Below are 24,477 nucleotides of genomic sequence, written 5' to 3'. Positions count from 1 at the left end.
TAGACCCGCGCAGCGGCGGACAAGAGAGGGCGGGCGCTCCGTGTGCCCGCCAAGGAGGGTGGTACCGCGGGGCTGAGCCTCGTCCCTTCGCCGAGCCGAGATTTCGTGACTTGTCGGAGGATGACCGTGACCGCCGCGTACCAGCCCGTTCCCGCCCACGTGGACCTGCCCGCGATGGAGCGCGACGTCATCGCGCTCTGGGAGCGTGACGGCACGTTCGACAAGTCGCTCGAGCAGCGTGAGGGCGCCCCCCGCTGGACCTTCTACGAGGGCCCCCCGACGGCCAACGGCACCCCGGGCGTCCACCACGTCGAGGCCCGGGTCTTCAAGGACGTCTTCCCGCGGTTCCGCACCATGCAGGGCTACCTCGTCGAGCGCAAGGGCGGCTGGGACTGCCACGGTCTGCCGGTCGAGATCGCCGTCGAGAAGGAGCTCGGCTTCAACGGCAAGCCCGACATCGAGGCGTACGGCGTCGCCGAGTTCAACGCCCGCTGCCGCGAGGCCGTCCTCCGCAACGTCGACCTCTTCGAGCAGATGACCGAGCGGATGGGCTACTGGGTCGACACCGACGACCCGTACCGGACGATGGACACGCCGTACGTGGAGAGCGTCTGGTGGGCCCTCCAGCAGATCTTCGCCAAGGGGCTGCTCACCGAGGACTACCGCGTCGCGCCGTACTGCCCCCGCTGCGGCACCGGTCTGTCGGACCACGAGCTCGCGCAGGGCTACGAGACGGTCGTGGACCCGTCGGTGTACGTCCGGTTCCCGCTGACGTCGGGCCCGCTGGCGGGCGAGGCGTCGCTGCTGGTCTGGACCACCACGCCGTGGACGCTGGTCTCCAACGCCCTCGTCGCGGCGAAGGCGGACGTCACCTACGTCGCCGCCAGCAACGGCCAGGAGACGCTCGTCGTCGCGGAGCCGCTGCTGGAGAAGGTGCTCGGCGAGGGCTGGACGGTCGACGCGCGCTTCGAGGGCATCGAGATGGTCGACTGGACCTACCAGCGGCCGTTCGAGCTCGTCGCGTGGCCGGGCCGGGCGCACTTCGTCGTCAACGAGGAGTACGTCACCACCGAGGACGGCACCGGCCTCGTCCACCAGTCCCCTGCCTTCGGCGAGGACGACTTCCAGTCCTGCCGCCGCAACGGCGTCGAGATGGTCAACCCGATCGACCCGACAGGGCACTTCGACGCCGACCTCGACCTGATCGGCGGCGCGTTCTTCAAGAAGGCCGACGCCACGCTGGTCGACGACCTCCAGGCGCGTGGGCTGCTCTTCCGCCACGTGCCGTACGAGCACGCCTACCCGCACTGCTGGCGGTGCCACACGCCGCTGATGTACTACGCCTCCCCGGCCTGGTACGTCCGCACCACCGCCGCCAAGGACGCCCTCCTGCGGGAGAACGAGGCGACCAGCTGGTTCCCCGAGACCATCAAGTGGGGCCGGTACGGCGACTGGCTGCGCAACAACATCGACTGGTCGCTGTCGCGCAACCGCTACTGGGGCACGCCGCTGCCGATCTGGCGCAACGATGCCGACCCGAGCAAGCTCGTGTGCGTCGGGTCGCTGGCCGAGCTCTCGGAGCTGACCGGCCGTGACCTGTCCGACCTCGATCCCCACCGCCCGTACATCGACGACGTGACGTTCACGGTCGAGGGCGAGGAGGGAACCTACCGGCGCGTGCCCGAGGTCATCGACGCGTGGTTCGACTCCGGGTCGATGCCGTTCGCGCAGTGGGGCTACCCGCACCTCCCGGGGTCGGAGGAGAAGTTCCGTCAGGCCTTCCCCGCGCAGTACATCTGCGAGGCGATCGACCAGACCCGCGGCTGGTTCTACTCGCTGATGGCGGTCTCGACACTGGTGTTCGACCAGAACTCCTACGAGAACGTCGTCTGCCTCGGCCACATCCTCGCCGAGGACGGCCGCAAGATGTCCAAGCACCTGGGCAACATCCTGCTGCCCGTCCCGCTCATGGACGAGCACGGCGCCGACGCCGTCCGCTGGTTCATGGCGTGCTCCGGCTCGCCGTGGCAGGCGCGGCGTGTCGGCCACGGCGCCCTGCAGGAGATCGTCCGCAAGGTCCTGCTGACGTACTGGAACACCGTGGCCTTCCACGTCCTGTACGCCCGCACCGCCGGCTGGTCCCCCGCCGACGGTGCGCCGCCGGTGGCCGACCGTCCGGTCCTCGACCGGTGGCTGGTCTCGCGGACGCAGGAGCTGGTCTCCGAGGTCACGACGTGCCTCGAGCGGTTCGACACGCAGCGGGCCGGCGCCCTCCTGTCGCAGTTCGTCGACGACCTGTCCAACTGGTACGTACGCCGCTCCCGCCGGCGCTTCTGGAACGGCGACCCCGCCGCCCTGGCGACGCTCCACGACACGCTCGACGTGCTCACGCGGCTCATGGCGCCGCTCACGCCGTTCGTGACCGAGCGCGTCTGGCAGGACGTGGTCCGCGCCGCCGATCCCGACGCAGCGCCCTCGGTGCACCTGGCGTCGTGGCCGGTCCCGGACGAGTCCCTGACCGTGAAGGGTCTCGACGAGCAGGTCGCCCTCGCGCGACGGATCACCGAGCTCGGGCGCGCTGCGCGTGCGGAGGCCAAGGTCCGTACGCGCCAGCCGCTGCGCCGCGCCCTCGTGCCCTCGCGGGCGTGGGACCAGCTCGGTGAGGAGCTGCGGGTCGAGGTGTGCGACGAGCTGAACGTCGGCGGGCTCGAGTCGCTCGCTGCGGCGTCCGGCGACCTCGTCGAGCACTCCGCGAAGGGCAACTTCCGCAGCCTCGGCAAGAGGTTCGGCAAGCAGACGCCGAAGGTCGCCGCCGCGGTCGCCGAGGCCGATGCCGCGGCGCTCGCAGCCGCGGTCGCCGACGGCGGCACGTACGCGCTGGTGGTCGAGGGCGAGACCCTCGAGGTCACGGCCGACGACGTCATCGTCTCCGAGCGGCCCCGCGAGGGCTGGGCGGTCGTCAACGACCAGGGCGAGACGGTCGCGCTCGACCTCGAGCTGGACGACGAGCTCCGGCGCGCAGGCGTCGCGCGCGAGGTCGTCCGGATGCTGCAGGAGGCCCGCAAGAACGCCGGGCTGGAGGTGACCGACCGGATCCGCGTGACCTGGGCGGCCGACGGTGAGACCGCCGAGGCGGTACGGGCGCACGAGCCGGCGATCGCCGAGGAGGTGCTCGCGGTCGAGATCGGCGAGGGACCGGCGGTTCTGGACGGACATGTCGCGACCGACGCGGACCTCGGCGTCACGGTGTCGCTGCGGAAGGCCTGACGAGATCGTGGAGATCCGCCCGGAGGCGGCCGACGAGGCCGACGTCGTCGCCGACGTCTTGCTGGCCGCCTTCGGCGCGGAGGAGCGTGTCGTCGTCGACCTCGTCGCGGCGCTGCGGGCCTCGTCCGCGTACCGTCGCGAGCTCGCGCTCGTCGCCCTCGACGCGGGGGCGGTCGTCGGCCACGTGATGGTGAGCAGGGGTTGGGTCGACTCCCCTGACCGGCTCGTGGAGGTCGGCGTCCTCTCGCCGCTGTCGGTCCGGCCCGACCGCCAGGGCGAGGGCATCGGGACCGCGCTGCTCGCACGGGCCCTGGCGGAGGCACAGCAGACGTCGTGGCCGCTGGTCGTGCTCGAGGGCGCGCCGCGCTACTACGGCGCCCGGGGATTCGAGCGCGCCGACCGGTTCGGCCTGCTGCGCCCGTCCCCGCGGATCCCGGCGCCGGCCTTCTAGGTCGCCAGGCTGCCGTCGTACGACACCGGGGTCACCGGGGGCGTCGTCTACCCGGACCCGTTCTGGGCGCTCGACTGCGTCGGGCTCCGGGACGCGGAGCTGGTCGCCGCGATCGAGGCCGCGGGCTGAGCCGAGCCGCCCCTCCCCGAGCGGTGAGCTGAGTCCCACCCGGCTCCCGCGCGGTAGGACCACACTCACCGCCACCCCGGCAACCGGCGCTCCCCGACCCCGACTGGCGAACGGGCGGGAACGGCCGAAGGCCCCCTCCGACCGGGTGGTCGAAGGGGGCCTCCGGATGAGGGGGCGACCCGGTGGTCTCAGGAGCGCACGTCGTCGTCGCCGAACAGCGACTTCAGACGGCGCGGAGCGTGCTCCGGCGTGGAGCCGTGCACAGCGGCCGGCGTCGGAGCGGAGGTCGGCAGCGACGCTGCGACCGACTGCTCACCCTCGAGGTGCGAGAGCTGCGCCTGGAAGTAGCTCTTGAGGCGGCTGCGGTACTCGCGCTCGAAGGTGCGCAGACGCTCGACCTCGCGGTTGAGGTCGTCGCGCTCCTTCTCGATGTTGCCGAAGGCCTGCTGGCGGCGCTCGGCGGTCTCGGCGTCGAGCTTCTGGGCACGCATGCGCGCCTCGCTCTCGAGCCGCTCGGCCTTGCCGCGGGCCTCGTTCTCGACGCGGTCGGCCTTGGTGCGGGCCTCGCCGAGGATGCGGTCGGCCTCGTTCTTGGCGGCGTCGACGAGCTCGTCGGCGTTGTGCGTGGCGATCTCCAGCAGCCGGGCAGCCGCGCTGGAGGCGTCGCCGACCGACGACGAGACCGGCGCGGGAGCCGGGGCCGGCACGGGAGCCGGGGGCGGCGCAGCGATCGGGGCCGGAGCCGGGGCGGGCGCGCGGAAGGTGTCGAACGACGAGGTCGACGAACCGGAGCCGGACGAGGCAGCGGCGAGCTTGCTCCGCAGGTCCTCGTTCTCCAGTGTCAGACGCTCGAGCTCGGCCTCGACCTCGTCGAGGAACTGGTCGACCTCACCCATGTCGTAGCCCTCACGAAGCCGGACCGGGGTAAATCGCTTGTTCCGCACGTCCTCTGGCGTCAACGGCATGGTCTCACCTCGGGGTCATGTTTCATCGGACAGTCCTGACAACGGTACTCGGTCGGGGAAGCGGCTCCTGCGGCACCCCGTGGAGAACCACCTTAGTGCGACTCCCGCACCGGAAGAAGACTCCTGGTCAGCGGAAGAAGATCTGAGCGTTGATGATCTGCAGAAGGTAGAGACCGATCAGCAGAACCATCGGGGAGAGGTCCAGCGCCATCCCTCCGAACCGCACGGGTGGGATCACCCGGCGGACCGCCCGCATCGGCGGATCGGTGACGGAGTAGATGGCCTCGCAGATCACGAGGACGAAGCCCTTCGGCTGCCACGAGCGTGACAGCACCTGGACCCAGTCGATGACGAAGCGGGCCAGCAGGAGCAGGATGCAGGCCCACAGCACGAAGTTGATGAGCTCACCGGCGACGACCATGAGCGACAGTGTGTCCTACGTCAGCTCTGGTTGAAGAATCCGCCCTGGGCGAGACGCTGGCGATCCTCCGCCGTCACGGTGACGTTGGGCGGCGAGAGGAGGAACACCTTGTTGGTGATCCGCTCGATCGACCCGTAGACGGCGAAGATGAGACCCGCCGCGAAGTCGACCAGGCGCTTGGCGTCGTTGTCGTCCATCTCGGTGAGGTTCATGATCACCGGCGTGCCCTCGCGGAAGTGCTCGCCGATCGTGCGGGCCTCGTTGTAGGTCCGCGGGTGCAGCGTCGTGATCCGGGTGAACTCGGCCGGCTGCGGCACCGCAGTCGGTCCGGGCGCCGGGCGGCGCCGCTCGTCGATGCGGGCGACGGGCCGAGGCTCGGCCTCGCGCACCGCGGGGCGCGCGGGACGACGGGCTGCCTCCGGCTCGGACTCGTAGTCGTCGTAGTCGTCGTACTCGCCCGACTGCTCGACGAGGCCGAGGTACTCACCCATCTTGCGCATCGCGCCAGCCATCGCCTGACCTCCCTGGAACCACGCTGCTTGCTGAAGAACTGTGGACGACGAGGCTCGCCGTCGCCCTCAACCTACCCGAGCGGAGGGCGCTCTCCGAGCACCGAACGCCCAATCCGTACGTGTGTCGCGCCGTGCCGTACGGCGGCCTCGAGGTCGCCGCTCATCCCGGCCGAGATCGCCGTGGCACCGGGGTGGGCGGCGGCGACGCTGGCGGCGATCTCGGCCAGCCGGGCGAAGGCGTCGTCGGGGTCGGCGTCGAGCGGCGCGACGGCCATCACGCCCTCGAGCGTCAGCGCCTGCGCCTGCGCGATGCGGGCCGCCAGCTCGAGCACCTCGCCGGGCGCGGCCCCCGCTCTGCCCACCGGGTCGTCGTCGCGACCCTCCAGGTTGACCTGCACGAGGACGCCGACGTGGCGACCCGCGCGCTGGGCACCACCGTCGAGCGCGTCGACCAGGCGTGGCCGGTCGACGGAGTGCACGACGTCGGCGTAGCGGGCCACCGCGGCGGCCTTGTTGGTCTGGAGACCCCCCACGAAGTGCCACCGCAGCCCCGCAGCGGCCTCACCAGCCTCGTCGCGCTTGCGCGCCGCCTCGGGGTGCCTGTTCTCCCCCACGTCGGTCACGCCGAGCTCGACCAGCGCGACGACGTCGGACGCCGGATAGGTCTTGGTCACCACGACGAGGGTGATCTCGTCGGCGGCGCGGCCTGCCGAGTCGGCTGCCGCGGCGATGCGGTCGTGGACGGTACGGAGGTTGCGCGCGAGCTCGTGGCGCCGCGCGTCGTCGACGTCGGTCACGCGCTCAGCCTCGCACGCGCACGAGACCGGCGAGCCGCCCGGACCGCTCTCCCTGCCGACGGTAGGAGAAGTAGTCCTTCTCACCCTCGATCGTGCACATAGCGTGGTCGTCGGCCAGGTCGTGCACCTCGACGCCCGCGGCCTGGAGCTGTCCGGCGACGCCCGCGGGGAGGTCCAGCGCCGGTGTCCCCCACCGGGTCTCCGACCAGGTCCGCGCGACCTGGCGGGCGACGTCGTCCCGCATCGTCTCGGGCACCTCGTAGCACCGTCCACACGCCCGTGGACCGACCCACGCCCGGATCTCGCCGGCTCCGAGTGCGCGCATCGCCTCCACGGCCGCGGTCGCGACGTCGAGGACGACGCCCTTCCGCCCGGCGTGCACCACACCGACGACGGCGGCGCGATCGTCGGCGAGCACCACCGGGACGCAGTCGGCCACCCGGACGACGAGCACCGCGCCGGGTACCGACGTCACGAGAGCGTCGGCCTCGGGGGCCGGGCGCGCGGGGTCGTCGCCGGTCACCACGTGCACGTCACGACCGTGGACCTGGCGCATCAGCCAGGCACGCTCCGGGTCTCCGCCGAGGGCCTGGACCGCCGCACGAAGGTTGCGCGCGACGGTCTCCCCGTCGTCCCCGTTGCTCGCGCCGAGGTTCAGCGAGGCCCACGGGCCGGTGCTCTCGCCGTCGTGGCGGTCGGAGAAGGCGAGGTCGACGCGCTCCAAGGACTCCTGGTACGCGAACACTTACTTCAGGAAGTCCGGGATGTCGAGATCGTCCTCGAAGGGATCGGCCTGGCGCTTCGGCGTCGACGGGCGACCGCCGTTGCCTGCTCCGGCCCCCGCGCCGACGCCGTTCGAAGGGGTGTGCGCCGTCGTGCCGTTCGTGCCCTGCGTCGCGCCGTCCGACCCCTGGGTCCGCACGCCGACCGGGACGCGGTCCTCGCGCTCCGTGGCGTCGTCGCGCGCTGCCGGGGCGGCCGGCGGCTCCTTGCTCACGGGGCGGGCCGGAGCCGCGTCGCGGCGCAGCGCCGGACGCGAGGCGTCGCGCCGCTTGGGCGTGCCGCCGTCGAACCCGGCGGCGATGACCGTGACGCGCACCTCGTCGCCGAGGGCGTCGTCGATCACGGCGCCGAAGATGATGTTGGCCTCGGCGTGGGCCGCCTCGCTCACCAGTGCCGCAGCCTCGTTGATCTCGAAGAGACCGAGGTCCGAGCCGCCCGCGATCGAGAGCAGGACGCCGTGCGCCCCGTCGATCGAGGCCTCGAGCAGCGGGCTCGACACGGCCATCTCCGCAGCGGCCACGGCGCGGTCGTCCCCACGCGCCGAGCCGATGCCCATGAGGGCGGAGCCCGCGTCGGACATCACGGACTTGACGTCCGCGAAGTCGAGGTTGATCAGGCCCGGCGTGGTGATCAGGTCGGTGATGCCCGAGACGCCCTGGAGGAGCACCTGGTCGGCCTGCTTGAACGCGTCGATCATCGTCACGTTGCGGTCGCTGATCGACAGCAGCCGGTCGTTCGGGATGACGATGAGGGTGTCGACCTCCTCCCGCAGGGACTCGATGCCGTCGTCGGCCTGGTTGGCGCGGCGGCGGCCCTCGAAGGAGAACGGGCGGGTCACGACGCCGATCGTGAGCGCACCCAGCGAGCGGGCGATGCGCGCGACGACCGGGGCACCGCCGGTGCCCGTGCCGCCGCCCTCGCCCGCGGTGACGAACACCATGTCGGCCCCCTTGAGGACCTCCTCGATGTCGTCCGCGTGGTCGTCCGCGGCCTGGCGACCGGTGTCGGGGTTGGCGCCGGCACCGAGACCTCGGGTGAGCTCCCGGCCGATGTCGAGCTTCACGTCGGCGTCGCTCATGAGCAGCGCCTGCGCGTCGGTGTTGATCGCGATGAACTCGACTCCCTTGAGGCCGGCCTCGATCATCCGGTTGACGGCGTTGACGCCGCCTCCTCCGATGCCGACCACCTTGATCACGGCCAGGTAGTTCTGAGCTGCCACGATGGTGCCCCTCACGTGCTTGGTGTGTCTCCGAGTTATCACGAGGCACCGCAGTCCGGCTGTCGGCGCCAGCGGATCCGGACTGTGCTTCCGAACCCTAACCCTCAAGTTCAGGGTTATAGTTATGTCAACCTCGTGTCTGTGCACGAACTTACGGGGTGGACCTCGCCGACCTGCGCCGACACGCCGCCGACGTCGTCACCGAAGACGAGCGTGCGTGCACCGGGACGTCGCGCGCCCGGTCAGCTCGCGACGGGCGGCCGGGTCGGCGACGCGGTGCGCAGGACCCAGCCGAGCACGACGTTCGCCCCCGCGAGCACCAGCGAGACCGCGACGACGCCAGGCATGCGGTCGTCGGCCACCAGGTCGAGGTACGACGCGACCGTGGTCCACGCGAGCGGCGCGGCGGGGATCCACGCGAGGCCGAGCACCGTGAACCCGGCCGCCCTCCCCCGCCAGAGCATCAGTGCGGCGACGCTCGCGAGCACGAGCACGGCCGTCCCTCCGACGAGCGACCAGAAGAGCACCTGGTCGGCCGACAGCGGCTCCGTCGAGAGCGCGAGACGCTTGGTCAGCTCCAGGAACGACCAGGTCACCACGACCAGCGAGCCGAGGGCGAGCAGCAGGCACTGCGCGATGCCGATCGCGACCGCGCCGCCCGTGGTCCTCGAGCCCATGGCCGGAAACTACACCCGCCCGAGGGACCCCGCGACTCGCGCGAGAGCCGCCGGGTCAGGGCCGGATCGTGGGCCGCTCGGGCGCGCTCACGTCGTACGCGCTCGCCTTCTGGCGCAGCAGCGCCGTCAGCACCTCTGCCTTGAGCTCGGCGTGGTCCGCGCTCCCCCAGGCGACCTCGGCGCCGTCGCGGAGATCGAGCGTGATCCCGTCGCGGCTGCTCACATGGACCTCGCGCACCCGCCGCGCGAGCGTGCGGTCCATCGCCCGGACCGCCTCCGCCGCCTCCTTCAGCGCCTCGCCCCGGGGCCCGGAGCCCGCGGTGAGGACGACCTGCGGGAGCCGGGACGGCGCCTTGCCCGACGGCGGGTAGACGACGCCGTCGGGATCGATGAGGCGGACGTCCTCCCCACCGGCCAGCCGCGCCACGGGCGTCCGCTCGACCACCTCGACGACGACCGTGCGCGGCCACTGACGGCGTACGTCGACCGTGGCCAGCTGCGGGATCTCCTCGACGCGCTCGCGGATCGCGTCGAGGTCGACCCGCGCGAGCGGCTGGCCCTCCTCGACCTCGGCGCTCGCCCGCACCACGGCGGACGGCACCGTGCTCGTCCCGCGGACGTCGACGGTGTGGGCGCCGAGGACCGGCGTCTCCAGCACGACCCAGGTGCCGACGCCGACCACCGCCAGGACGGCGGCGGCGACCAGGTACGGACGCAGCCGCCGGAGCCGCGCCCTCCAGCGCCGCCCGGCGAACCGGTCCGTGACCGTCACGACTGCGCGTCCCTCTCCTCCAGGCGCGCGGCGAGGCGCGGCCCGACGGTCGTGATGTCGCCCGCACCGAGCAGCAGCACGAGGTCGCCCGGACGGGCCAGCGCCGCGAGCTGCGCGTCGAGCACGTCGAGCGGGTCGCCCGCGTGCACGCGGTCGGCAGGCAGCCGCACCGTGTCGCGCACCAGGGCCGACGTGACCTCGGGGTCGGCGTCCTCGCGCGCGAGGTAGATGTCGGTCACGACGACCTCGTCGGCGGCGCTCAAGGCCTCGCCCATCGCCGCACCGAAGATCCGCGTACGGCTCACCAGGTGCGGCTGGAAGGCCACGACGACGCGGCCCTCGCCGGACAGCGCCCGCGCGGCCTGGAGGTCGCCGGCGATCTCGACCGGGTGGTGCGCGTACGAGTCGTACACGCGCACGCCCGCGGCGGAGCCGACCAGCTCCATCCGCCGGCTCGCCCCGCCGTACGCGGCGAGCCCGGCGGCGGCGTCCTCGAACGACGCCCCGCACTCCAGCGCCGCGCCGAGGGCTCCGAGCGCGTCGACGACGTAGTGCTCCCCGGGCACCTGCAAGGTGACGCGTCCGAGGGTCTTCCCCGCGCGGACGACGGTGAACGCGGTGCCGCCGCCTTCGGTGGTCAGGTCGGTGCCGCGCAGGTCCGTCCCCTCACCGAGCCCCGCGCGGACGACGCGCAGCCCGCGCTCCTCGGCGCGCCGCGCGAGCGTGGCCGCGCCGGGGTCGTCGACGCACAGGACGACGAACCCGTCCGCCGCCACGCGGTCGACGAACTGTGCGAAGGCCCGCTCGTACGCCTCCGGGGTGCCCCAGACGTCGAGGTGGTCCGCGTCGACGTTGGTGACCACGGCGCCATAAGGCTCGTAGACCAGGAAGGCCCCGTCGCTCTCGTCGGCCTCCGCGACGAACCAGCGGCCGGCGCCGGCGTGCGCGTTGGTCCCCAGCGAGGCGACCGGCGCGCCGATCGCGTACGACGGGTCGAGCCCTGCCTGGACCAGCGCCGTGGTCAGCATCGAGGTCGTCGTCGTCTTGCCGTGGGTGCCGGCCACCGCGACCACGTCGCGGCCGATCATCACCGACTGCAGTCCGGCCGAGCGCGGGTAGAGGCGCAGCCCGCGCTCGAGGGCCGCGACGATCTCGGGATTGTCCTCCCGGACGGCGGTGGTGGCGATGACCGTGTCGGCGCCGGCGAGGTTGTCGGCGGCCTGCCCGACCGTCACGGTCGCGCCGTCGCGCTCGAGCGCGCGCAGGAGCGGGGAGTCGGCCGCGTCGCTGCCCTGCACGGCGATGCCGCGCTCGAGCATGATCCGCGCGATCGCGGAGAGACCCGCGCCGCCGATGCCGACGAGGTGGACCACGCCGAGGTCCTCGGCCGCCTCGATTCGCTCCGGGACGTCGATCCTCATCCCTGCTCCGCCTCGCCGGCGGCGGCGTCGATCACGACCTTGGCGAGCACCTCGTCGGCGTCGCGCGGCATGAGGTCGGAGGCCGCGGCGGACATCTTCGCGAGGCGGTCCGCGTCGCGCAGCAACGAGACCACGGCGGTCGCGACCCACTCCGGCGTCAGCGCCGCGTCGTCCACGAGGATGCCTCCCCCGGCACCGACCACGGGGTGCGCGTTGAGCGCCTGCTCGCCGTTGCCGATCGGGAGCGGCACGAACACCGCGGGCAGCCCGACCGCGGCGACCTCGGCCACCGTGTTGGCGCCGGAGCGGCAGACGATCGCGTCGGCGGCGGCGTACGCGAGGTCGATGCGGTCGATGAAGGGCAGCGTCACGTACGGCGGCTGGCCGGGCGTGCGCTCGACCTGGGCCTCCTCGACCCGGCCGGCGGCGTGCAGCACCTGGACCCCGGCGGCGGCGAGCTCGTCGGCGGCGCCGGACACGGCCTGGTTGATCCGCCGCGCACCCTGCGAGCCGCCGGTGACCAGCAGCGTCGGCAGGTCGGGGTCGAGCCCGAACGTGCGCCGCGCCTCCGCCCGCTCGGCCGGGCGATCGAGGCGCGCGATCTGCTCGCGCATCGGCAGGCCGATGTAGCGCGCGTGCGGCAGCGGCGTCTCGGGGAAGCTGGTGAAGACGTGCGAGGTGAACCGGGCTCCCAGCTTGTTGGCGATGCCGGGCAGGGCGTTCTGCTCGTGCACCACGATCGGGACCTTGCGCTTGCGCGCGACCAGGTACGCCGGCACCGACACGTAGCCGCCGAACCCGACCACCACGTCGGGGCGCACCCGGTCGAAGACCTCACCCGTCGCCTTGACGGTCCCCGCCAGCCTGCCCGGCACCCGCAGCAGCTCCGTGCTCAGGCTGCGCGGCAGCGGCACGGCCGGGACGAGCTCGAGGGGGTAGCCCGCCTGCGGGACGAGGGTCACCTCCAGCCCCTTGGGGGTGCCGAGGGCGGTGATCTCCGCCTCGGGCTCGATCCTGCGTACCGCGGCCGCGGTCGCCAGCAGGGGTGAGGTGTGGCCGGCGGTGCCTCCGCCGGCCAGGAGGACGCGTGGCGCCACCGATCATCCTTCCTCGCGGACGGTCCGTCCGACAGGTCGTGGGGCTGTGCTCGTGGGGTTGCTCAGCGTGGAGTCGTGCAGCCGCACCGTACCGCCTGCGGCACGACCGCTGGCACGCCGCCGTCGGTGCGCTCGCAGGGCCGCCTCCGCGCCGGGTTCGGTGCGCGCGAAGTTCGCGAGCAGCGCGAGCGCGACCACGGTCGGGACCAGCGCAGACCCACCGTACGAGATGAGGGGCAGCGGGATGCCGATGACCGGCAGCATGCCGAGGACCATGCCGATGTTGATGATCGCCTGGACCATCAGCCACACGGTGATGCCGGCGGCGGCGTAGCGGGCGAAGGGGTCCTGGGCCCGTCGTGCGATGCGGAACCCGACGTACGCGAGGAGCCCGAAGAGCAGCAGCACGCTCAGCGCGCCCACCAGCCCGAGCTCCTCGCCGATCACCGCGAACACGAAGTCGGTGTGGGCGCCCGGGAGCGAGCCCCACTTCTGGCGGCTGCCGCCGAGACCCACGCCGAGCCACTGCCCGGTCGCCAGCCCCATCAGCCCGTGGGCCGCCTGGTAGCCGCTGCCCTGGGCGTCGGCGAACGGGTCGGTGAACGACGTGATGCGCTTGATCCGCTCGTCGCTGGACTGGACGAAGTACAGCGCGAGCGCGGCGGTGCCGAGGAGCGCGATGAGGAAGACGCGCCCGGGCAGCCCCGCGACGAACAGCAGTCCCAGGATGATCGCGAACAGGACGAGCGCCGTCCCGAGGTCGCGCTGCAGCACGACGAGCATCGCGACGAAGCCGGTGACCGGCAGCATCGGGATCAGCACGTGCTTGGGGTCGCGCAGCAGGCGCTGCTTGCGCGCGAAGAGGTCGGCGGTCCACAGCACGATCGCGAGCTTGGCGATCTCGGACGGCTGGATGAGGAACGGGCCCCCGAAGTTCAGCCAGTTCTGGTTGCCGCGGACCTCGTAGCCCAACGGGGTGAAGGTCAGGGCGAGCAGCACCAGGGCGAGCAGGAGCAGCGGGTAGACGCACCACCGGAGCGGTCGCAGCGGCATCTTCCAGGCGATCAGGCCGAGGACGAGCGCGACGACGAGGAACCCGGCCTGGCGCGCCGCGATCGCGTACGGGTTGCCGCTGTTCTGGTACGACGTGACCGAGCTGGCGCTCAGCACCATCACCATGCCGAAGCCGATCAGGAGGCCTGACAGGGCGAGCACCAGGTAGTACGACGTGAGCGGCTTCTCGAGGGTGTCGCGCAGGGACGCGGCCCACGTCTGCCTGCCGGACCTCGCCACTTGTCGCCTCCCGATCGTCTGCTCGCCGGGCGGCGGGGTCACCCCCGCGTCGCGCGGTGCCTGGCCACGGCTGCGGCGAAGGAGTCGCCTCGCTCGGCGTAGCTCGTGAACTGGTCCAAGGACGCGCACCCCGGGGCGAGCAGCACGGTGTCGCCCGCCCGGGCGAACCCTGCTGCCGCGTCCACGACGCGGTCCATGAGCACATCCTTGCCCGCATCGACCTCGACGACGGGCACCTCCGGCGCGTGTCGCCGCAACGCGTCATGGATCACGGCGCGGTCGGCGCCGACCAGGACCGCCGCCCGCAGCCGGTCACGGGTGCGCGTGACGAGCTCGTCGAACGTCGTGCCCTTGGCCTGTCCGCCGGCCACCCAGACGACCGACGGGTACGCGAGCAGCGACCCCAGCGCCGCGTGCGGGTTGGTCGCCTTCGAGTCGTCGACGTAGGTGACGCCGTCGACCTCGGCCACCTGCTGGATGCGGTGCGCGCCGGGCTCGTACGCCCGCAGTCCCTCGCGCACGGCGACCGGGGCCACGCCGTGGGCGCGGGCCAGCGCCGCCGCCGCGAGCGCGTTGGCGACCACGTGCGGTGCGGGCGGCTCCCCCGCCGGGCCTGCGAGGTCGCCCAGCGTGGCCAGCTCGGCGGCGCTGGTCGTGCGCTCGGGCACGAACGCGCGGTCGGCGAGCACGTCGTCGACCATCCCGAGCATGCCCACCGACGGCACGCCGAGGGTGAACCCGATGGCGCGCGCCCCCTCCTGCACGTCGGCCTCGCGGACCAGGCGCTCGGTCTGCGGGTCGGCGGTGTTGTAGACGCACGCGCGCTCCACGTGCTCGTAGACGCGCCCCTTGTCCCGGGCGTAGTCGGCGGCGCCGCCGTGCCAGTCGAGATGGTCGTCGGCGACGTTGAGGACGGCCGAGGCCTCGCACGCGATCCGGTCGGCGAAGTGCAGCTGGAAGCTCGACAGCTCGACCGCGAGCACGTCGTAGCCGGTCGGGTCCATCACCGCCTCCGTCACGGGTACGCCGATGTTGCCCACCGCAGGCGCCCGCAACCCGGCGGCGCGGAGGATCGAGGCGAGCATCTGGACGGTCGTCGTCTTGCCGTTGGTGCCGGTGACCGCCAGCCACGGCGCCGCACCGGGAGCGCGCAGCCGCCAGGCCAGCTCGGGCTCGGACCACACCGCGACGCCGCCCGCGACCGCCTCGGCGACGATCGGGGTCCGCGGCGGGAGGCCGGGGTACGGGACCAGGAGCGTGGCATCGTCCGGCAGCGTCGCCGTCGCCCCGGCGCCCAGCCGCACCTCGGCGCCGAGCACCTCGAGGATGCCGGCCCGCTCACGCAGGAGGTCGCCGTCGCCGTCGTCGAGGATGGTGACGCGTGCGCCGACCTGGACGAGCGCGTCCGCGGCGGCGTACCCGCTCGCCCCGAGTCCGGCGACGACCGCGTGCACGCCCTCCCAGGAGTCGAGCCGGCCCAGCAGGTCGACGTCGGGCCCGCCGGTCACAGGCCGCTGACCCACTCGGAGTAGAAGATGCCGAGGCCGAGCGCCACGAAGAGGCCGCTGATGATCCAGAAGCGGACCACGATCGTGATCTCGGCCCAGCCCATCAGCTCGAAGTGGTGCTGCAGCGGGGCCATCCGGAACAACCGCTTGCCGCCCGACATCTTGAACCAGCCGACCTGCAGGATCACCGACAGCGTGATGATCACGGGGAGCCCGGCGAGCACCAGGAGGAGGACCTCGGTGCGGGTCATGATCGCGAACCCGGCGATCGCACCGCCCAGCGAGAGGGAGCCGGTGTCGCCCATGAAGATCTTGGCCGGCGACGCGTTCCACCAGAGGAACCCGAAGCACGCGCCGGTGAGCGCGGCCGCGACGACGGCGAGGTCCAGCGGGTCGCGGACGTCGTAGCACTTCGGTCCTGGGTTGAAGGCGCAGGACTGGTTGCTCTGCCAGAGGTTGATGAGCATGTAGGCACCGAAGATCATCACCGACGCGCCGGTGGCGAGACCGTCCAGGCCGTCGGTCAGGTTCACGGCGTTGCTGGTGCCCCAGATCATCACCAGCACCCACACCACGATCACCGCCGCCGGCAGCGTCCACCCGGGGATGTCACGGATGAACGAGATGCCCTCGGAGATCGGGGTGCGGCCGTTGGCGTCGGGGAAGTTCAGCGCCAGCATCGCGAAGCTCAGCGCCACGATCGCCTGCCCGGCCAGCTTGGCCTTGGACCGCAGGCCGAGGCTGCGCTGCTTGATGACCTTGATGTAGTCGTCGAGGAAGCCGACCAGCCCGAGCCCGACGAACAGGTAGAGCAGGAGCAGCGCCGAAGCCGTCGGGGCGCTGCCCGTGATCAGCTTCGCGAGCGCGTAGGCGAGCACCACCGAGATGATGATGACCAGGCCACCCATCGTCGGGGTGCCGCGCTTGGTGTGGTGCGAGGTCGGGCCGTCGTCGCGGATCAGCTGCCCGTAGCCCTTGCGTACGAGCAGGCGGATCGCCAGCGGCGTGCCGAGCAGCGTGCCGATCAGCCCGAAACCGCTGGCGATCAGAATGGCCCTCATCGACCGTCGTTCCCTTCGTCCTCCGGGGCGGACATCAGGGCTGCCGCCACCCGCTCCAGGCCGCTCGCTCGAGAGGCCTTCACCAGCACGACGTCACCCGCGCCGGCGTACGACCGCAGCCATGCGACGGCGTCGGAGACGTCGTCGACGGCGACGGAGTCCCCTCCCGCCGCGAGCGCCGCCTCGTGGACCGGACGTGCGCCCGGTCCGACGGCGACCACGTGGGTGACACCGAGGTCCGCCGCGAGAGTACCAACGTCGAGGTGTGCCTGGTGCGTCGCACCGCCGAGCTCGAGCATCTCGCCGAGGACGGCGACCACCCTGCCCTCGCCGCGCATCGCGACCACCGCGCGCAGGGCGGCGGCGGTCGACTCGGGGTTGGCGTTGTAGGCGTCGTTGACCAGGACGAGACCGTCCTCGCGCACCAGGCGCTCCATCCGCCACGACGAGCGGGTCACGACCGACCGCAGCGCGTCGGCGACGGTCGCGAGGTCGAGGCCGACCGCGAGGGCGACCGCGGTGGCGGCGGCGGCGTTGGAGGCCTGGTGGGCACCGAGCAGCGGGACGTGGACGTCCACGCCCTCTCCGCCGGCCACGAGACGGAACCGCGGCTCGCCGTCCGCCCCGACCACGAGGTCGTGCACCGCGACGTCCGCGTCCGCGGCAGCGCCGTACGTCACGACCCGTGCGGCCGTCCTGCTGCGCATCGCGGCCACGGTCGGGTCGTCGGCGTTGAGGACGGCGACTCCGTCGGCGGGCAGCGCCTCGACGAGCTCGCCCTTCGTGCGGGCGATCGTCTCCACCGACCCGAACTCGCCCAGGTGGGCGCTCCCGACGTTGAGCACCGCGCCGAAGTCGGGACGCGCGATCGCGCACAGCTCGGCGATGTTGCCCAGGGCGCGCGCACCCATCTCGACCACCAGGAAGCGCGTGGTCTCCTCGGCGCGCAGCACCGTGAGCGGCACACCGAGCTCGTTGTTGTAGTTGCCGGCGGTCGCGACGGTGGCGGCGCCGCGGGACAGCACCTGGGCCAGGAGGTCCTTCACGCTCGTCTTGCCCTGCGAGCCGGTGACGCCGACGACGGTGCACCCGTCGAGGCGCCCGCGCACGTCGGCGGCGAGCAGGCCGAGCGCCCGGGGGACGTCGTCGACCACGACGCAGGGGCCCTCGACCGTCCGCTCCGCCAGCACCGCGGCGGCACCGGCGCGGAGGGCGGCGGAGGCGTAGGCGTGGCCGTCGACGTGCTCCCCCTGGACCGCGACGAACAGGCCGCCGGTCGTGACGGCGCGCGAGTCGAGCGTGGCGGGTCCGGTGACGACGACGCCGTCGGCCTCGTACGCCGTGCCGCCGACGATCTCGGCGACCCGCGTGAGGGACGTGGCGATCACGCTTCTCTCCCCCGTCCGCGCAGGAGCTCCTCGAGGACCTCGCGGTCGTCGAACGGGTGGACCACGTCGCCGACGACCTGGCCGCGCTCGTGCCCCTTGCCGGCCACCACCACCACGTCACCGGGGCGGGCCGCGTCGACGGCGTGCGCGATCGCCTCGCGCCGGTCGCCGATCTCGACCAGCGTCGCTGCCGCACCGGCCAGGTCGGCGCTCTGCGCGCCGGCCAGCACGGCGGCGCGGATCGCGGCCGGGTCCTCGCTGCGCGGGTTGTCGTCGGTCACCACGACGACGTCGGCGAGCTCGGCCGCGACGGCCCCCATCAGCGGGCGCTTGCCGTGGTCGCGGTCGCCGCCGGCGCCGACGACGACGAACAGCCGCCCGGACCCGAGACCGCGCAGCGACTCCAGCACCGCGCGGAGGGCGTCCGGCTTGTGGGCGTAGTCGACGATCGCGGTGAAGTCCTGGCCGGCGTCGACAGGCTCCATCCGTCCGGGCACGCCGGTGCAGGCGGCGATCCCGGCCAGCACGTCCTCGATGGCACGGCCGGTGGCGGTGACCGCGGCGAGGACGGCGAGGGCGTTGGCGACGTTGAAGCGCCCGGGGAGCCGGACCACGAGCGTGCGCTCCTGGCCGTCCGGGCCGACGACCTGGGCCGTGGAGCCGGACGCGGTGCTCTCCAGGGCGGTGACCCGCCAGTCGGCCTCCTCGCGACCGTGCAGCGACACGGTGGTGACCGGGAGGGACGTCGAGGCCGCGAGCCGGCGCCCGTACGGGTCGTCGACGTCGACGACGGCCTGCGCGGCGTGCTCGGGCGTGAACAGCGACGCCTTGGCCGCGAAGTAGTCCTCCACGTCGGCGTGGAAGTCGAGGTGGTCGCGGCCCAGGTTGAGGAAGACGGCGACGTCGTACACGACGCCGTCGACGCGGTGCAGCGCGAGGGCGTGGCTGGAGACCTCCATGACGACCGCGTCGGCGCCGTGGTCGCGCATCACCGCGAAGAGCGCGTGCAGCGCGGGCGCCTCGGGCGTGGTCAGCGCGGAGCTCACCGGCTGCCGGTCCAGGAACGCACCGGTCGTGCCGATCGCCCCGACCCGGTCGCCGCACGCCCGCAGCGCCGAGGCAGCGAGGTAGGCGCTGGTCGTCTTGCCCTGCGTGCCGGTGATCCCGATCGTCGTGAGGCTCTCGGCCGGCCGCGCGTAGACCTGCGCCGCGACCCGCCCCAGGACCGCACGAGGGTCGTCCACGCGCAGGACGGCCACGTCCACGTCCGCACCGGCGACCAGCTCGGCGCCCTCGGCGTCGGTGAGGACGGCGACCGCGCCGCGTCCCACGGCGTCGGCGGCGAACCGCGCACCGTGCGTGCGCGACCCCGGCAGGGCGGCGTACAGGTCGCCGTCGCGGACGTCGCCGGAGGCGAGGGTGACCCCGGTCACCGGGCTCGCCGGCCCTCCGAGGAGGGTCGCGCCGGCGGTGGCGGCGAGGTCGTCGAGGTCGACCGGGACCACTGAGGGTGGACGCGTGTCGAGCGGGCGGAGAGGCTCAGAAGACATTGCTGCCGAGCGTATCGACACTCACCACTTCACCGGCGTCCTGGGCGCGCGCGACCCGCTCGGAGCGATGCCGTAGCGCTGCAGCGACTGCTGCATGATGTCGCGGAACACCGGGCCGGCCGTGCCGCTGCCGGAGCCGCCGCCGCGCGGGTTGTCGAGCACGACGTAGGTGAGGAACCGGGGCTTCTCGGCCGGGGCGAAGCCGATGAACGAGACGGTGTTCTCGCCGCGCACGTAGCGGCCGGTCTCGGGGTTGACGCGCCAGGCGGTGCCCGTCTTGCCGGCGACGCGGTAGCCCGGGATCGCCACGTTGGACGCGGACCCGTCGGGGCCGGTCACCGCCTCCATCATCGTCGTCACCATCGAGGCCGCCTCCTTCGACACGACCTCGCGCGTCGCGGGAGCCTCCTGGGGCTCCGTCGTGCCACCGACCCGTCGGACCTCGGTGACCAGCCGTGGCGCGGTGTAGCGGCCGCCGTTGGCGATCGCGGCGACCGCCGCGACCTCCTGCATCGCGGTCACCGAGATGCCCTGGCCGAACGAGATCGTCGCGTGCTGCGCCGTCGACCAGCGCTCGGCCGGGCTGAGGATGCCTCGCGACTCCGAGGGCAGCCCGACGCCGGTGCGCTCCCCGAAGCCGAACTTCGCGAGGTAGTCGTGCAGGGTCGCGTCGTCCATCTGCTGGGCGAGCGCGATCGTCCCGAGGTTGGACGACTTCGCGACCACGCCCGCGGCCGTCAGCTTCAGCCGCCCGTGGTCCCACCAGTCGCTGATCGTGAAGCCGTCGAGCGTGAGCTCCCGCGGGACCCGCACCTTGGTCTCGGGCGTGACCAGACCGGCGTCGGCGAGCGCGGCCATCGTGACGACCTTCTGCACCGAGCCCGGCTCGTACACGTTCTGGACGGCGCGGTTGTTCATCGACGCGGCGGTGACCGTCGAGCGGTCCTCGGCGTCGAACGTCGGCAGCTGCGACATCTGGAGGACCTGCATCGACTCGAGGTCCACGGTGATCGCGACTCCCCAGTCGGACCCGCTCTCGCGGACCGCGGCGGCCAGCCGCTTGTCGGCGTACCACTGGAGGTCGCGGTCGATCGTCGTGACCACGTCGGCGCCAGGGACCGGCTCCTTCATCGTCTGACGTGCCAGCGGGATGCGGACGCCCTTGGGCGACGTCTCGTACGTGGCCTTGCCGTCGCTGCCGGTGAGGTCGCGGTCGAAGGCCTTCTCCAGGCCGCTCGTCCCCTCGCCGGTCTCGCCGGACACCAGCCCCACGAGCGTCGCGCCCAGGGTCCCGCCGGGGTAGGTCCGTACGGCGTCGCGCTCGGTGGTCACGCCGTTGACCAGGCGCGCCTCGGTGAGCTTGGCCATCGCCGCGTTGGCCTGGTACGTCGGCACCTTCCGCGCGACGTAGACGAACTGCGTCCCGTCGCGTCGCAGCTTCTCGACCGCGTCGAAGTAGTCGATGTCGAGCTCGGCGGCGAGGATGCTCGCGATCTCGGTCGCGTTCTCGGCCGTGAACCGCGGGTTGGCGATGATCGCGCGGGCGTCGAGCGAGGTGGCCAGCGGCTCGCCGTCGCGGTCGAGGATCTGGCCGCGGTCGGCGTGCAGGACCGTCGGCTGCATCGACTCCTTGAGCGCACGGGCGGCGTACGCGTTCGCGTCGACGCCCTGGATCTGGACGAGGCGCCCGGCGAAGACCACGAGCAGGGTGGCGACCACGACGAAGCAGAACCGCGCGCGGTTGCGCACCGCGGGGCTCACTCCCGGTCCCCCACCGCCGCCGGGGACGGACCCCCGACGCCGGACGGCTGGCTCTGGCTGCGCGTCGCCGGCTCGGGGTCGCCGACGACCTTGCCGTCCGGGAGCCGGAGGAACACCGGGTTGGTGTTCGGCACCATCCCGAGCTCGGCGGCGCGGTCGGCCAGCGCCGCGGGAGTCGACCGCTGCTCGACCTCGAGGGCGAGCTCGGCGTGCTGGCTCTGGAGCGCCTCCGCCTGCTTCTCGAGCTCGGCGAGCTGGAACGCGCCGTTCTGCATCGAGGTGTTGAGCAGGAGGAGCCCGATCAACCCGCCGGCGAGCAGCGTGACGACCAGCAGCACGAACGGCGCCCGGGGCGTCCGGGGCCGGCGCGCGGGCACGACGCGCAGCGCGCCGCGCGACGACGGCTGCGGCCGTCCCGGTGCCCGGCGCGGTGCGTTCTGGGCGATGCTCATGCTGCCTCCTTCACGCGCTCGATCGCGCGCAGCCTGACCGGCTTCGCGCGGGGGTTCTCCTCGATCTCCGTCTCCGACGCGGTCTCCGCACCACGGGTCACCAGCCGGAACCGCGGCTGCTGGGACTCCGGCACCACCGGCAGGCCCGGCGGGACGTCGACCCTCGTCACGGCGGCGAAGGCCTGCTTGACGATCCGGTCCTCCAGCGAGTGGTACGCCATCGCCACCACCCGTCCGCCGACCCCGACGGCGTCCAGCGCCGCGGGGATGGCGCGACGGAGGACGCCGAGCTCGTCGTTGACCTCGATGCGCAGCGCCTGAAACGTCCGCTTGGCCGGGTTGCCGCCCGTGCGCATCGCGGCTGCCGGGAGCGCCTCCCGGACCAGCGCCACGAGCTCGTCGCTGGTGCGCAGCGGCGCCGTGGCGCGACGCCGGACGATCGCGTCGGCGATCCGGGTGGCGTGCTTCTCCTCGCCGTAGGTCCGCAGGATGCGGACGAGCTCGTTGCGGTCATAGGTCTCGAGGACCTCCGCCGCGGTCGGCCCCTCGCGGCCCATCCGCATGTCCAGCGGTGCGGGGCGCGCGTACGAGAAGCCGCGCTCGTCGAGGTCGAGCTGCATGGACGAGACGCCGAGGTCGAACAGCACGGCGTCCACGCGCGTGCGGCCGGCCTCGGCGATCGCCTCGTCGAGGTGGTCGTAGACGCCCTCGAAGAACGTCACCCGTCCTTCGAACGGGGCGAGCCGCTCCCGGGAGCGCCGCAGCGCCTCCGGGTCTCGGTCGATCCCGATCACGTGCACGTCGCCGAAGCGCGTCAGAACCGCCTCGGTGTGCCCGCCCAGGCCCAGCGTCGCGTCGACCAGGACCGCGTCGCTTCCGGCCAGGGCGGGCGCGAGGAGCTCCACCGTCCGCTCCAGGAGCACCGGCACGTGCTTCGTCTCACCCATGCGTCCCGCCCCCGGGACGTCCGACCACCATCTCGACCCCTCGTTCCGTGTGGTTCAGCGTGTGTCGCGCCTCGGCCCGCTACCCGTGCGGTCCGATCGCGGTCGGTTCGTCCGGCCAGGTCCCTGGCCGCTTGCCCTGGGAAGTCACCTCCTGGCACCGGGGAAGTGGAGCCAGCGGGGTGGAGCAAGCGGCCCAGAGGCCTCGACGGACGAGCCCTCAGAGCAGTCCCTCGATCACCTCCTCCGACAAGGTCGCGAAGCTCTCCTCCTGCTCGTCGGAGTACTCCGACCAGCGGGTCGCGTCCCAGATCTCCACCCGCTCCATGGCTCCGACGACGACGCAGTCGCGGTCGAGCCGCGCGTACTCGCGCAGCATCGGCGGGACGGTGATGCGGCCCTGCTTGTCGGGGACCTCGTCCGACGCCCCCGAGAAGAGGACGCGGATGAAGTCGCGGGTCGCCTTGTTCGTGAACGGCGTCTTGCTGATCCGGTCGCTGAACTCCTCGAAGCTCGCCTGCGGCCAGACGTAGATGCAGCGGTCCTGCCCCTTCGTCAGCACGAGGCCCTCCGTGAGTCGTTCGCGGAACTTGGCGGGAAGGAACAGGCGGCCCTTGTCATCGAGGCGGGGCGTGTACGTGCCGAAGAACATCGCACCGCACCCTCCCCCGTGCTCGCGCCGACGGTCTGACGACCGACTGTTGCTCCACTTTGCGCCACTCTACTCCACAACGCACCACCGTCAACCGATCCGCGCCACCGGCGCGCCACTCATGGCGCTCCGTGGGGAGGTTTCGTCCCGTCGGTCGACCCGCACGGATCGCTGCGACCACGGGCATTCGTCTGGCCTGAGGGGCTCCGATGGGGAAGAGTGGAGCGTGGGTGGAGCACCGCACGCGTCCCCTCTCGCTCCGAGCCCGCCCGTTGGGTCGCACGGGTAGTCTCGGCAACCTCGGGGGACGACGGTGTCGCCACCCGACCGACGCCCCCGCTGGATCCCAGGAGGACCGCCGTGACGACGACACCTCGCCGAGAGCCGGCCGCGCCGCCCGGGCCCGACCAGACCGACGAGCTCGTCGCCGCCGCCCAGCGCCTCGTGGACAACGTGGGCACCGTGATCGTGGGCAAGTCCGACGTCGTGCGCACCGCCGTCGTCGTGCTCCTCGCCGGCGGTCACCTCCTCCTCGAGGACGTCCCCGGCGTGGGCAAGACGATGCTGAGCAAGGCGCTCGCCCGGTCGATCGACGGCTCGATGCGCCGCATCCAGTTCACGCCCGACCTGCTCCCGAGCGACGTCACCGGCACCTCGGTGTGGGACCCGGCGACGCGGACGTTCGAGTTCCGCCCCGGTGCCGTCTTCGGCAACGTGGTCGTCGGCGACGAGATCAACCGCGCCTCGCCCAAGACGCAGTCGGCGCTGCTGGAGTGCATGGAGGAGCGCCAGGTCACCGTCGACGGCACCTCGTACCCGCTCGAGGACCCGTTCATGGTCGTTGCCACCCAGAACCCGCTGGAGATGGAGGGCACCTACCCGCTGCCCGAGGCGCAGCGCGACCGGTTCATGGCCCGGGTCGCGATGGGCTACCCGTCGGCCGAGGCCGAGGCGGCGATGCTGCGTGAGCACGGCGGGGCCGATCCGCTCGCCGACCTCCTCCCGGTCACCGACGTGAAGCAGGTCGCCGACCTGGTCGCCACCGTGCGCACGGTCCACGTCGCCCGCGCCATCGAGGAGTACGCCGTCGCGATCACCACGGCCACCCGCAGCTCCGCGCGCCTGCGGCTCGGCGCCTCGCCCCGCGCAACGCTCCACCTGGTCCGCGCGGCGCGGGCCCGCGCCGCGCTCGAGCGCCGGCCGTACGTGCTGCCCGACGACGTCTCCACCCTCGCGGTCCCGGTGCTCGCGCACCGGCTGCTGCTCTCCCCCGACGCCGTCGTGGCGGGGTGGCAGGCCGCCGACGTCGTGCGCGAGATCCTCGCCGAGGTCCGCGTTCCCGAGCCTGGACGATGAC

General features: G+C 72.8%; 22 protein-coding genes. 3 read left to right on the top strand and 19 right to left on the bottom strand.

Annotated features, from left to right (window positions below; genetic code table 11):
- Nucleotides 1-120: 120 nt before the first annotated feature.
- Both ileS and ACQSSQ_RS07985 read left to right on the top strand, forming a co-directional pair.
- Nucleotides 121-3,267 carry an isoleucine--tRNA ligase gene (gene ileS / locus ACQSSQ_RS07990; RefSeq protein WP_431326500.1) on the top strand — a complete coding sequence of 1,049 codons (3,147 nt, stop codon included), beginning with the start codon at nt 121-123 and terminating at the stop codon, nt 3,265-3,267.
- Between the two features lie 7 nt (nt 3,268-3,274).
- Nucleotides 3,275-3,718: a GNAT family N-acetyltransferase gene (locus ACQSSQ_RS07985; protein ID WP_431326499.1), complete on the top strand. Its 444-nt coding sequence runs from the start codon at nt 3,275-3,277 to the stop codon at nt 3,716-3,718.
- A gap of 317 nt (nt 3,719-4,035) precedes the next feature.
- On the opposite strand, the gene ACQSSQ_RS07980 is transcribed toward ACQSSQ_RS07985, so the two are convergent.
- The 19 genes from ACQSSQ_RS07980 to mraZ all read right to left on the bottom strand — a co-directional run bounded on the left by ACQSSQ_RS07980 (nt 4,036) and on the right by mraZ (nt 23,120).
- Entirely contained in the window at nt 4,036-4,812 is a 777-nt protein-coding gene (locus tag ACQSSQ_RS07980) for a DivIVA domain-containing protein (RefSeq protein WP_431326498.1), read from the bottom strand.
- Nucleotides 4,813-4,939: 127 nt separating this feature from the next.
- Complete coding sequence (locus ACQSSQ_RS07975) at nt 4,940-5,233, bottom strand: YggT family protein (RefSeq protein WP_431326497.1); 294 nt, start codon at nt 5,231-5,233, stop codon at nt 4,940-4,942.
- A 20-nt stretch (nt 5,234-5,253) separates the two neighbouring features.
- Nucleotides 5,254-5,745, bottom strand: coding sequence for a cell division protein SepF (locus tag ACQSSQ_RS07970; protein ID WP_431326496.1), 492 nt, complete (start codon nt 5,743-5,745; stop codon nt 5,254-5,256).
- 71 nt (nt 5,746-5,816) lie between these two features.
- Complete coding sequence (locus ACQSSQ_RS07965; RefSeq protein ID WP_431326495.1) at nt 5,817-6,542, bottom strand: YggS family pyridoxal phosphate-dependent enzyme; 726 nt, start codon at nt 6,540-6,542, stop codon at nt 5,817-5,819.
- Between the two features lie 4 nt (nt 6,543-6,546).
- The gene (gene pgeF / locus ACQSSQ_RS07960; RefSeq protein WP_431326494.1) at nt 6,547-7,287 is read right to left on the bottom strand and encodes a peptidoglycan editing factor PgeF; all 741 of its coding nucleotides are present in this window, start codon (nt 7,285-7,287) and stop codon (nt 6,547-6,549) included.
- Nucleotides 7,288-8,547, bottom strand: a complete 1,260-nt coding sequence (gene ftsZ / locus ACQSSQ_RS07955) for a cell division protein FtsZ (protein ID WP_431326788.1) — start codon at nt 8,545-8,547, stop codon at nt 7,288-7,290.
- Nucleotides 8,548-8,786: 239 nt separating this feature from the next.
- The gene (locus ACQSSQ_RS07950; RefSeq protein ID WP_431326493.1) at nt 8,787-9,221 is read right to left on the bottom strand and encodes a hypothetical protein; all 435 of its coding nucleotides are present in this window, start codon (nt 9,219-9,221) and stop codon (nt 8,787-8,789) included.
- Between the two features lie 55 nt (nt 9,222-9,276).
- Nucleotides 9,277-9,993, bottom strand: a complete 717-nt coding sequence (locus ACQSSQ_RS07945; RefSeq protein ID WP_431326492.1) for a cell division protein FtsQ/DivIB — start codon at nt 9,991-9,993, stop codon at nt 9,277-9,279.
- The gene (gene murC, locus ACQSSQ_RS07940; RefSeq protein ID WP_431326491.1) at nt 9,990-11,414 is read right to left on the bottom strand and encodes a UDP-N-acetylmuramate--L-alanine ligase; all 1,425 of its coding nucleotides are present in this window, start codon (nt 11,412-11,414) and stop codon (nt 9,990-9,992) included. Before murC ends, ACQSSQ_RS07945 begins: the two co-directional genes overlap by 4 nt.
- Nucleotides 11,411-12,511: an undecaprenyldiphospho-muramoylpentapeptide beta-N-acetylglucosaminyltransferase gene (murG, locus tag ACQSSQ_RS07935; protein WP_431326490.1), complete on the bottom strand. Its 1,101-nt coding sequence runs from the start codon at nt 12,509-12,511 to the stop codon at nt 11,411-11,413. The genes murC and murG overlap by 4 nt, the downstream gene beginning before the upstream one ends.
- Before the next feature lie 3 nt (nt 12,512-12,514).
- Nucleotides 12,515-13,804 (bottom strand): putative lipid II flippase FtsW, encoded by a 1,290-nt coding sequence (gene ftsW / locus ACQSSQ_RS07930; protein WP_431326489.1) that lies wholly within the window; start codon nt 13,802-13,804, stop codon nt 12,515-12,517.
- Nucleotides 13,805-13,842: 38 nt separating this feature from the next.
- Nucleotides 13,843-15,327 carry a UDP-N-acetylmuramoyl-L-alanine--D-glutamate ligase gene (gene murD / locus ACQSSQ_RS07925; protein WP_431326488.1) on the bottom strand — a complete coding sequence of 495 codons (1,485 nt, stop codon included), beginning with the start codon at nt 15,325-15,327 and terminating at the stop codon, nt 13,843-13,845.
- The gene (gene mraY, locus ACQSSQ_RS07920; protein WP_431326487.1) at nt 15,309-16,373 is read right to left on the bottom strand and encodes a phospho-N-acetylmuramoyl-pentapeptide-transferase; all 1,065 of its coding nucleotides are present in this window, start codon (nt 16,371-16,373) and stop codon (nt 15,309-15,311) included. Before mraY ends, murD begins: the two co-directional genes overlap by 19 nt.
- The gene (locus tag ACQSSQ_RS07915; protein WP_431326486.1) at nt 16,370-17,761 is read right to left on the bottom strand and encodes a UDP-N-acetylmuramoyl-tripeptide--D-alanyl-D-alanine ligase; all 1,392 of its coding nucleotides are present in this window, start codon (nt 17,759-17,761) and stop codon (nt 16,370-16,372) included. Before ACQSSQ_RS07915 ends, mraY begins: the two co-directional genes overlap by 4 nt.
- On the bottom strand, nt 17,758-19,311 hold the full coding sequence (locus ACQSSQ_RS07910) for a UDP-N-acetylmuramoyl-L-alanyl-D-glutamate--2,6-diaminopimelate ligase (protein WP_431326485.1): 1,554 nt from the start codon (nt 19,309-19,311) through the stop codon (nt 17,758-17,760). Before ACQSSQ_RS07910 ends, ACQSSQ_RS07915 begins: the two co-directional genes overlap by 4 nt.
- Nucleotides 19,312-19,332: 21 nt before the next feature.
- On the bottom strand, nt 19,333-21,072 hold the full coding sequence (locus ACQSSQ_RS07905; protein WP_431326484.1) for a peptidoglycan D,D-transpeptidase FtsI family protein: 1,740 nt from the start codon (nt 21,070-21,072) through the stop codon (nt 19,333-19,335).
- Nucleotides 21,069-21,524: a cell division protein FtsL gene (ftsL, locus tag ACQSSQ_RS07900; RefSeq protein ID WP_431326483.1), complete on the bottom strand. Its 456-nt coding sequence runs from the start codon at nt 21,522-21,524 to the stop codon at nt 21,069-21,071. The genes ACQSSQ_RS07905 and ftsL overlap by 4 nt, the downstream gene beginning before the upstream one ends.
- Nucleotides 21,521-22,471: a 16S rRNA (cytosine(1402)-N(4))-methyltransferase RsmH gene (gene rsmH, locus ACQSSQ_RS07895; protein ID WP_431326482.1), complete on the bottom strand. Its 951-nt coding sequence runs from the start codon at nt 22,469-22,471 to the stop codon at nt 21,521-21,523. The genes ftsL and rsmH overlap by 4 nt, the downstream gene beginning before the upstream one ends.
- 217 nt (nt 22,472-22,688) lie before the next feature.
- Complete coding sequence (mraZ, locus tag ACQSSQ_RS07890) at nt 22,689-23,120, bottom strand: division/cell wall cluster transcriptional repressor MraZ (RefSeq protein WP_431326481.1); 432 nt, start codon at nt 23,118-23,120, stop codon at nt 22,689-22,691.
- 360 nt (nt 23,121-23,480) lie between these two features.
- On the opposite strand from mraZ, the gene ACQSSQ_RS07885 reads away from it, so the two are divergent.
- The gene (locus ACQSSQ_RS07885; protein ID WP_431326480.1) at nt 23,481-24,476 is read left to right on the top strand and encodes an AAA family ATPase; all 996 of its coding nucleotides are present in this window, start codon (nt 23,481-23,483) and stop codon (nt 24,474-24,476) included.
- Nucleotide 24,477: the final 1 nt, after the last annotated feature.

The organism is Mumia spirodelae (genome assembly GCF_050632745.1).
Lineage (GTDB): Bacteria > Actinomycetota > Actinomycetes > Propionibacteriales > Nocardioidaceae > Mumia.
Note: the sequence above shows the minus strand (reverse complement) of the source record. Positions and strands in the feature narration are given on the sequence as shown.

Excerpts from the sequence above, each read along its gene's own strand:
- ileS (WP_431326500.1), top strand. The coding sequence starts at position 121 with ATGACCGTGACCGCCGCGTACCAGCCCGTTCCCGCCCACGTGGACCTG.
- ACQSSQ_RS07980 (WP_431326498.1), bottom strand. The coding sequence starts at position 4,812 with ATGCCGTTGACGCCAGAGGACGTGCGGAACAAGCGATTTACCCCGGTC.
- ACQSSQ_RS07975 (WP_431326497.1), bottom strand. The coding sequence starts at position 5,233 with ATGGTCGTCGCCGGTGAGCTCATCAACTTCGTGCTGTGGGCCTGCATC.
- ACQSSQ_RS07970 (WP_431326496.1), bottom strand. The coding sequence starts at position 5,745 with ATGGCTGGCGCGATGCGCAAGATGGGTGAGTACCTCGGCCTCGTCGAG.
- ACQSSQ_RS07950 (WP_431326493.1), bottom strand. The coding sequence starts at position 9,221 with ATGGGCTCGAGGACCACGGGCGGCGCGGTCGCGATCGGCATCGCGCAG.
- murC (WP_431326491.1), bottom strand. The coding sequence starts at position 11,414 with ATGAGGATCGACGTCCCGGAGCGAATCGAGGCGGCCGAGGACCTCGGC.
- mraY (WP_431326487.1), bottom strand. The coding sequence starts at position 16,373 with ATGAGGGCCATTCTGATCGCCAGCGGTTTCGGGCTGATCGGCACGCTG.
- ACQSSQ_RS07910 (WP_431326485.1), bottom strand. The coding sequence starts at position 19,311 with ATGTCTTCTGAGCCTCTCCGCCCGCTCGACACGCGTCCACCCTCAGTG.
- ftsL (WP_431326483.1), bottom strand. The coding sequence starts at position 21,524 with ATGAGCATCGCCCAGAACGCACCGCGCCGGGCACCGGGACGGCCGCAG.
- rsmH (WP_431326482.1), bottom strand. The coding sequence starts at position 22,471 with ATGGGTGAGACGAAGCACGTGCCGGTGCTCCTGGAGCGGACGGTGGAG.
- mraZ (WP_431326481.1), bottom strand. The coding sequence starts at position 23,120 with ATGTTCTTCGGCACGTACACGCCCCGCCTCGATGACAAGGGCCGCCTG.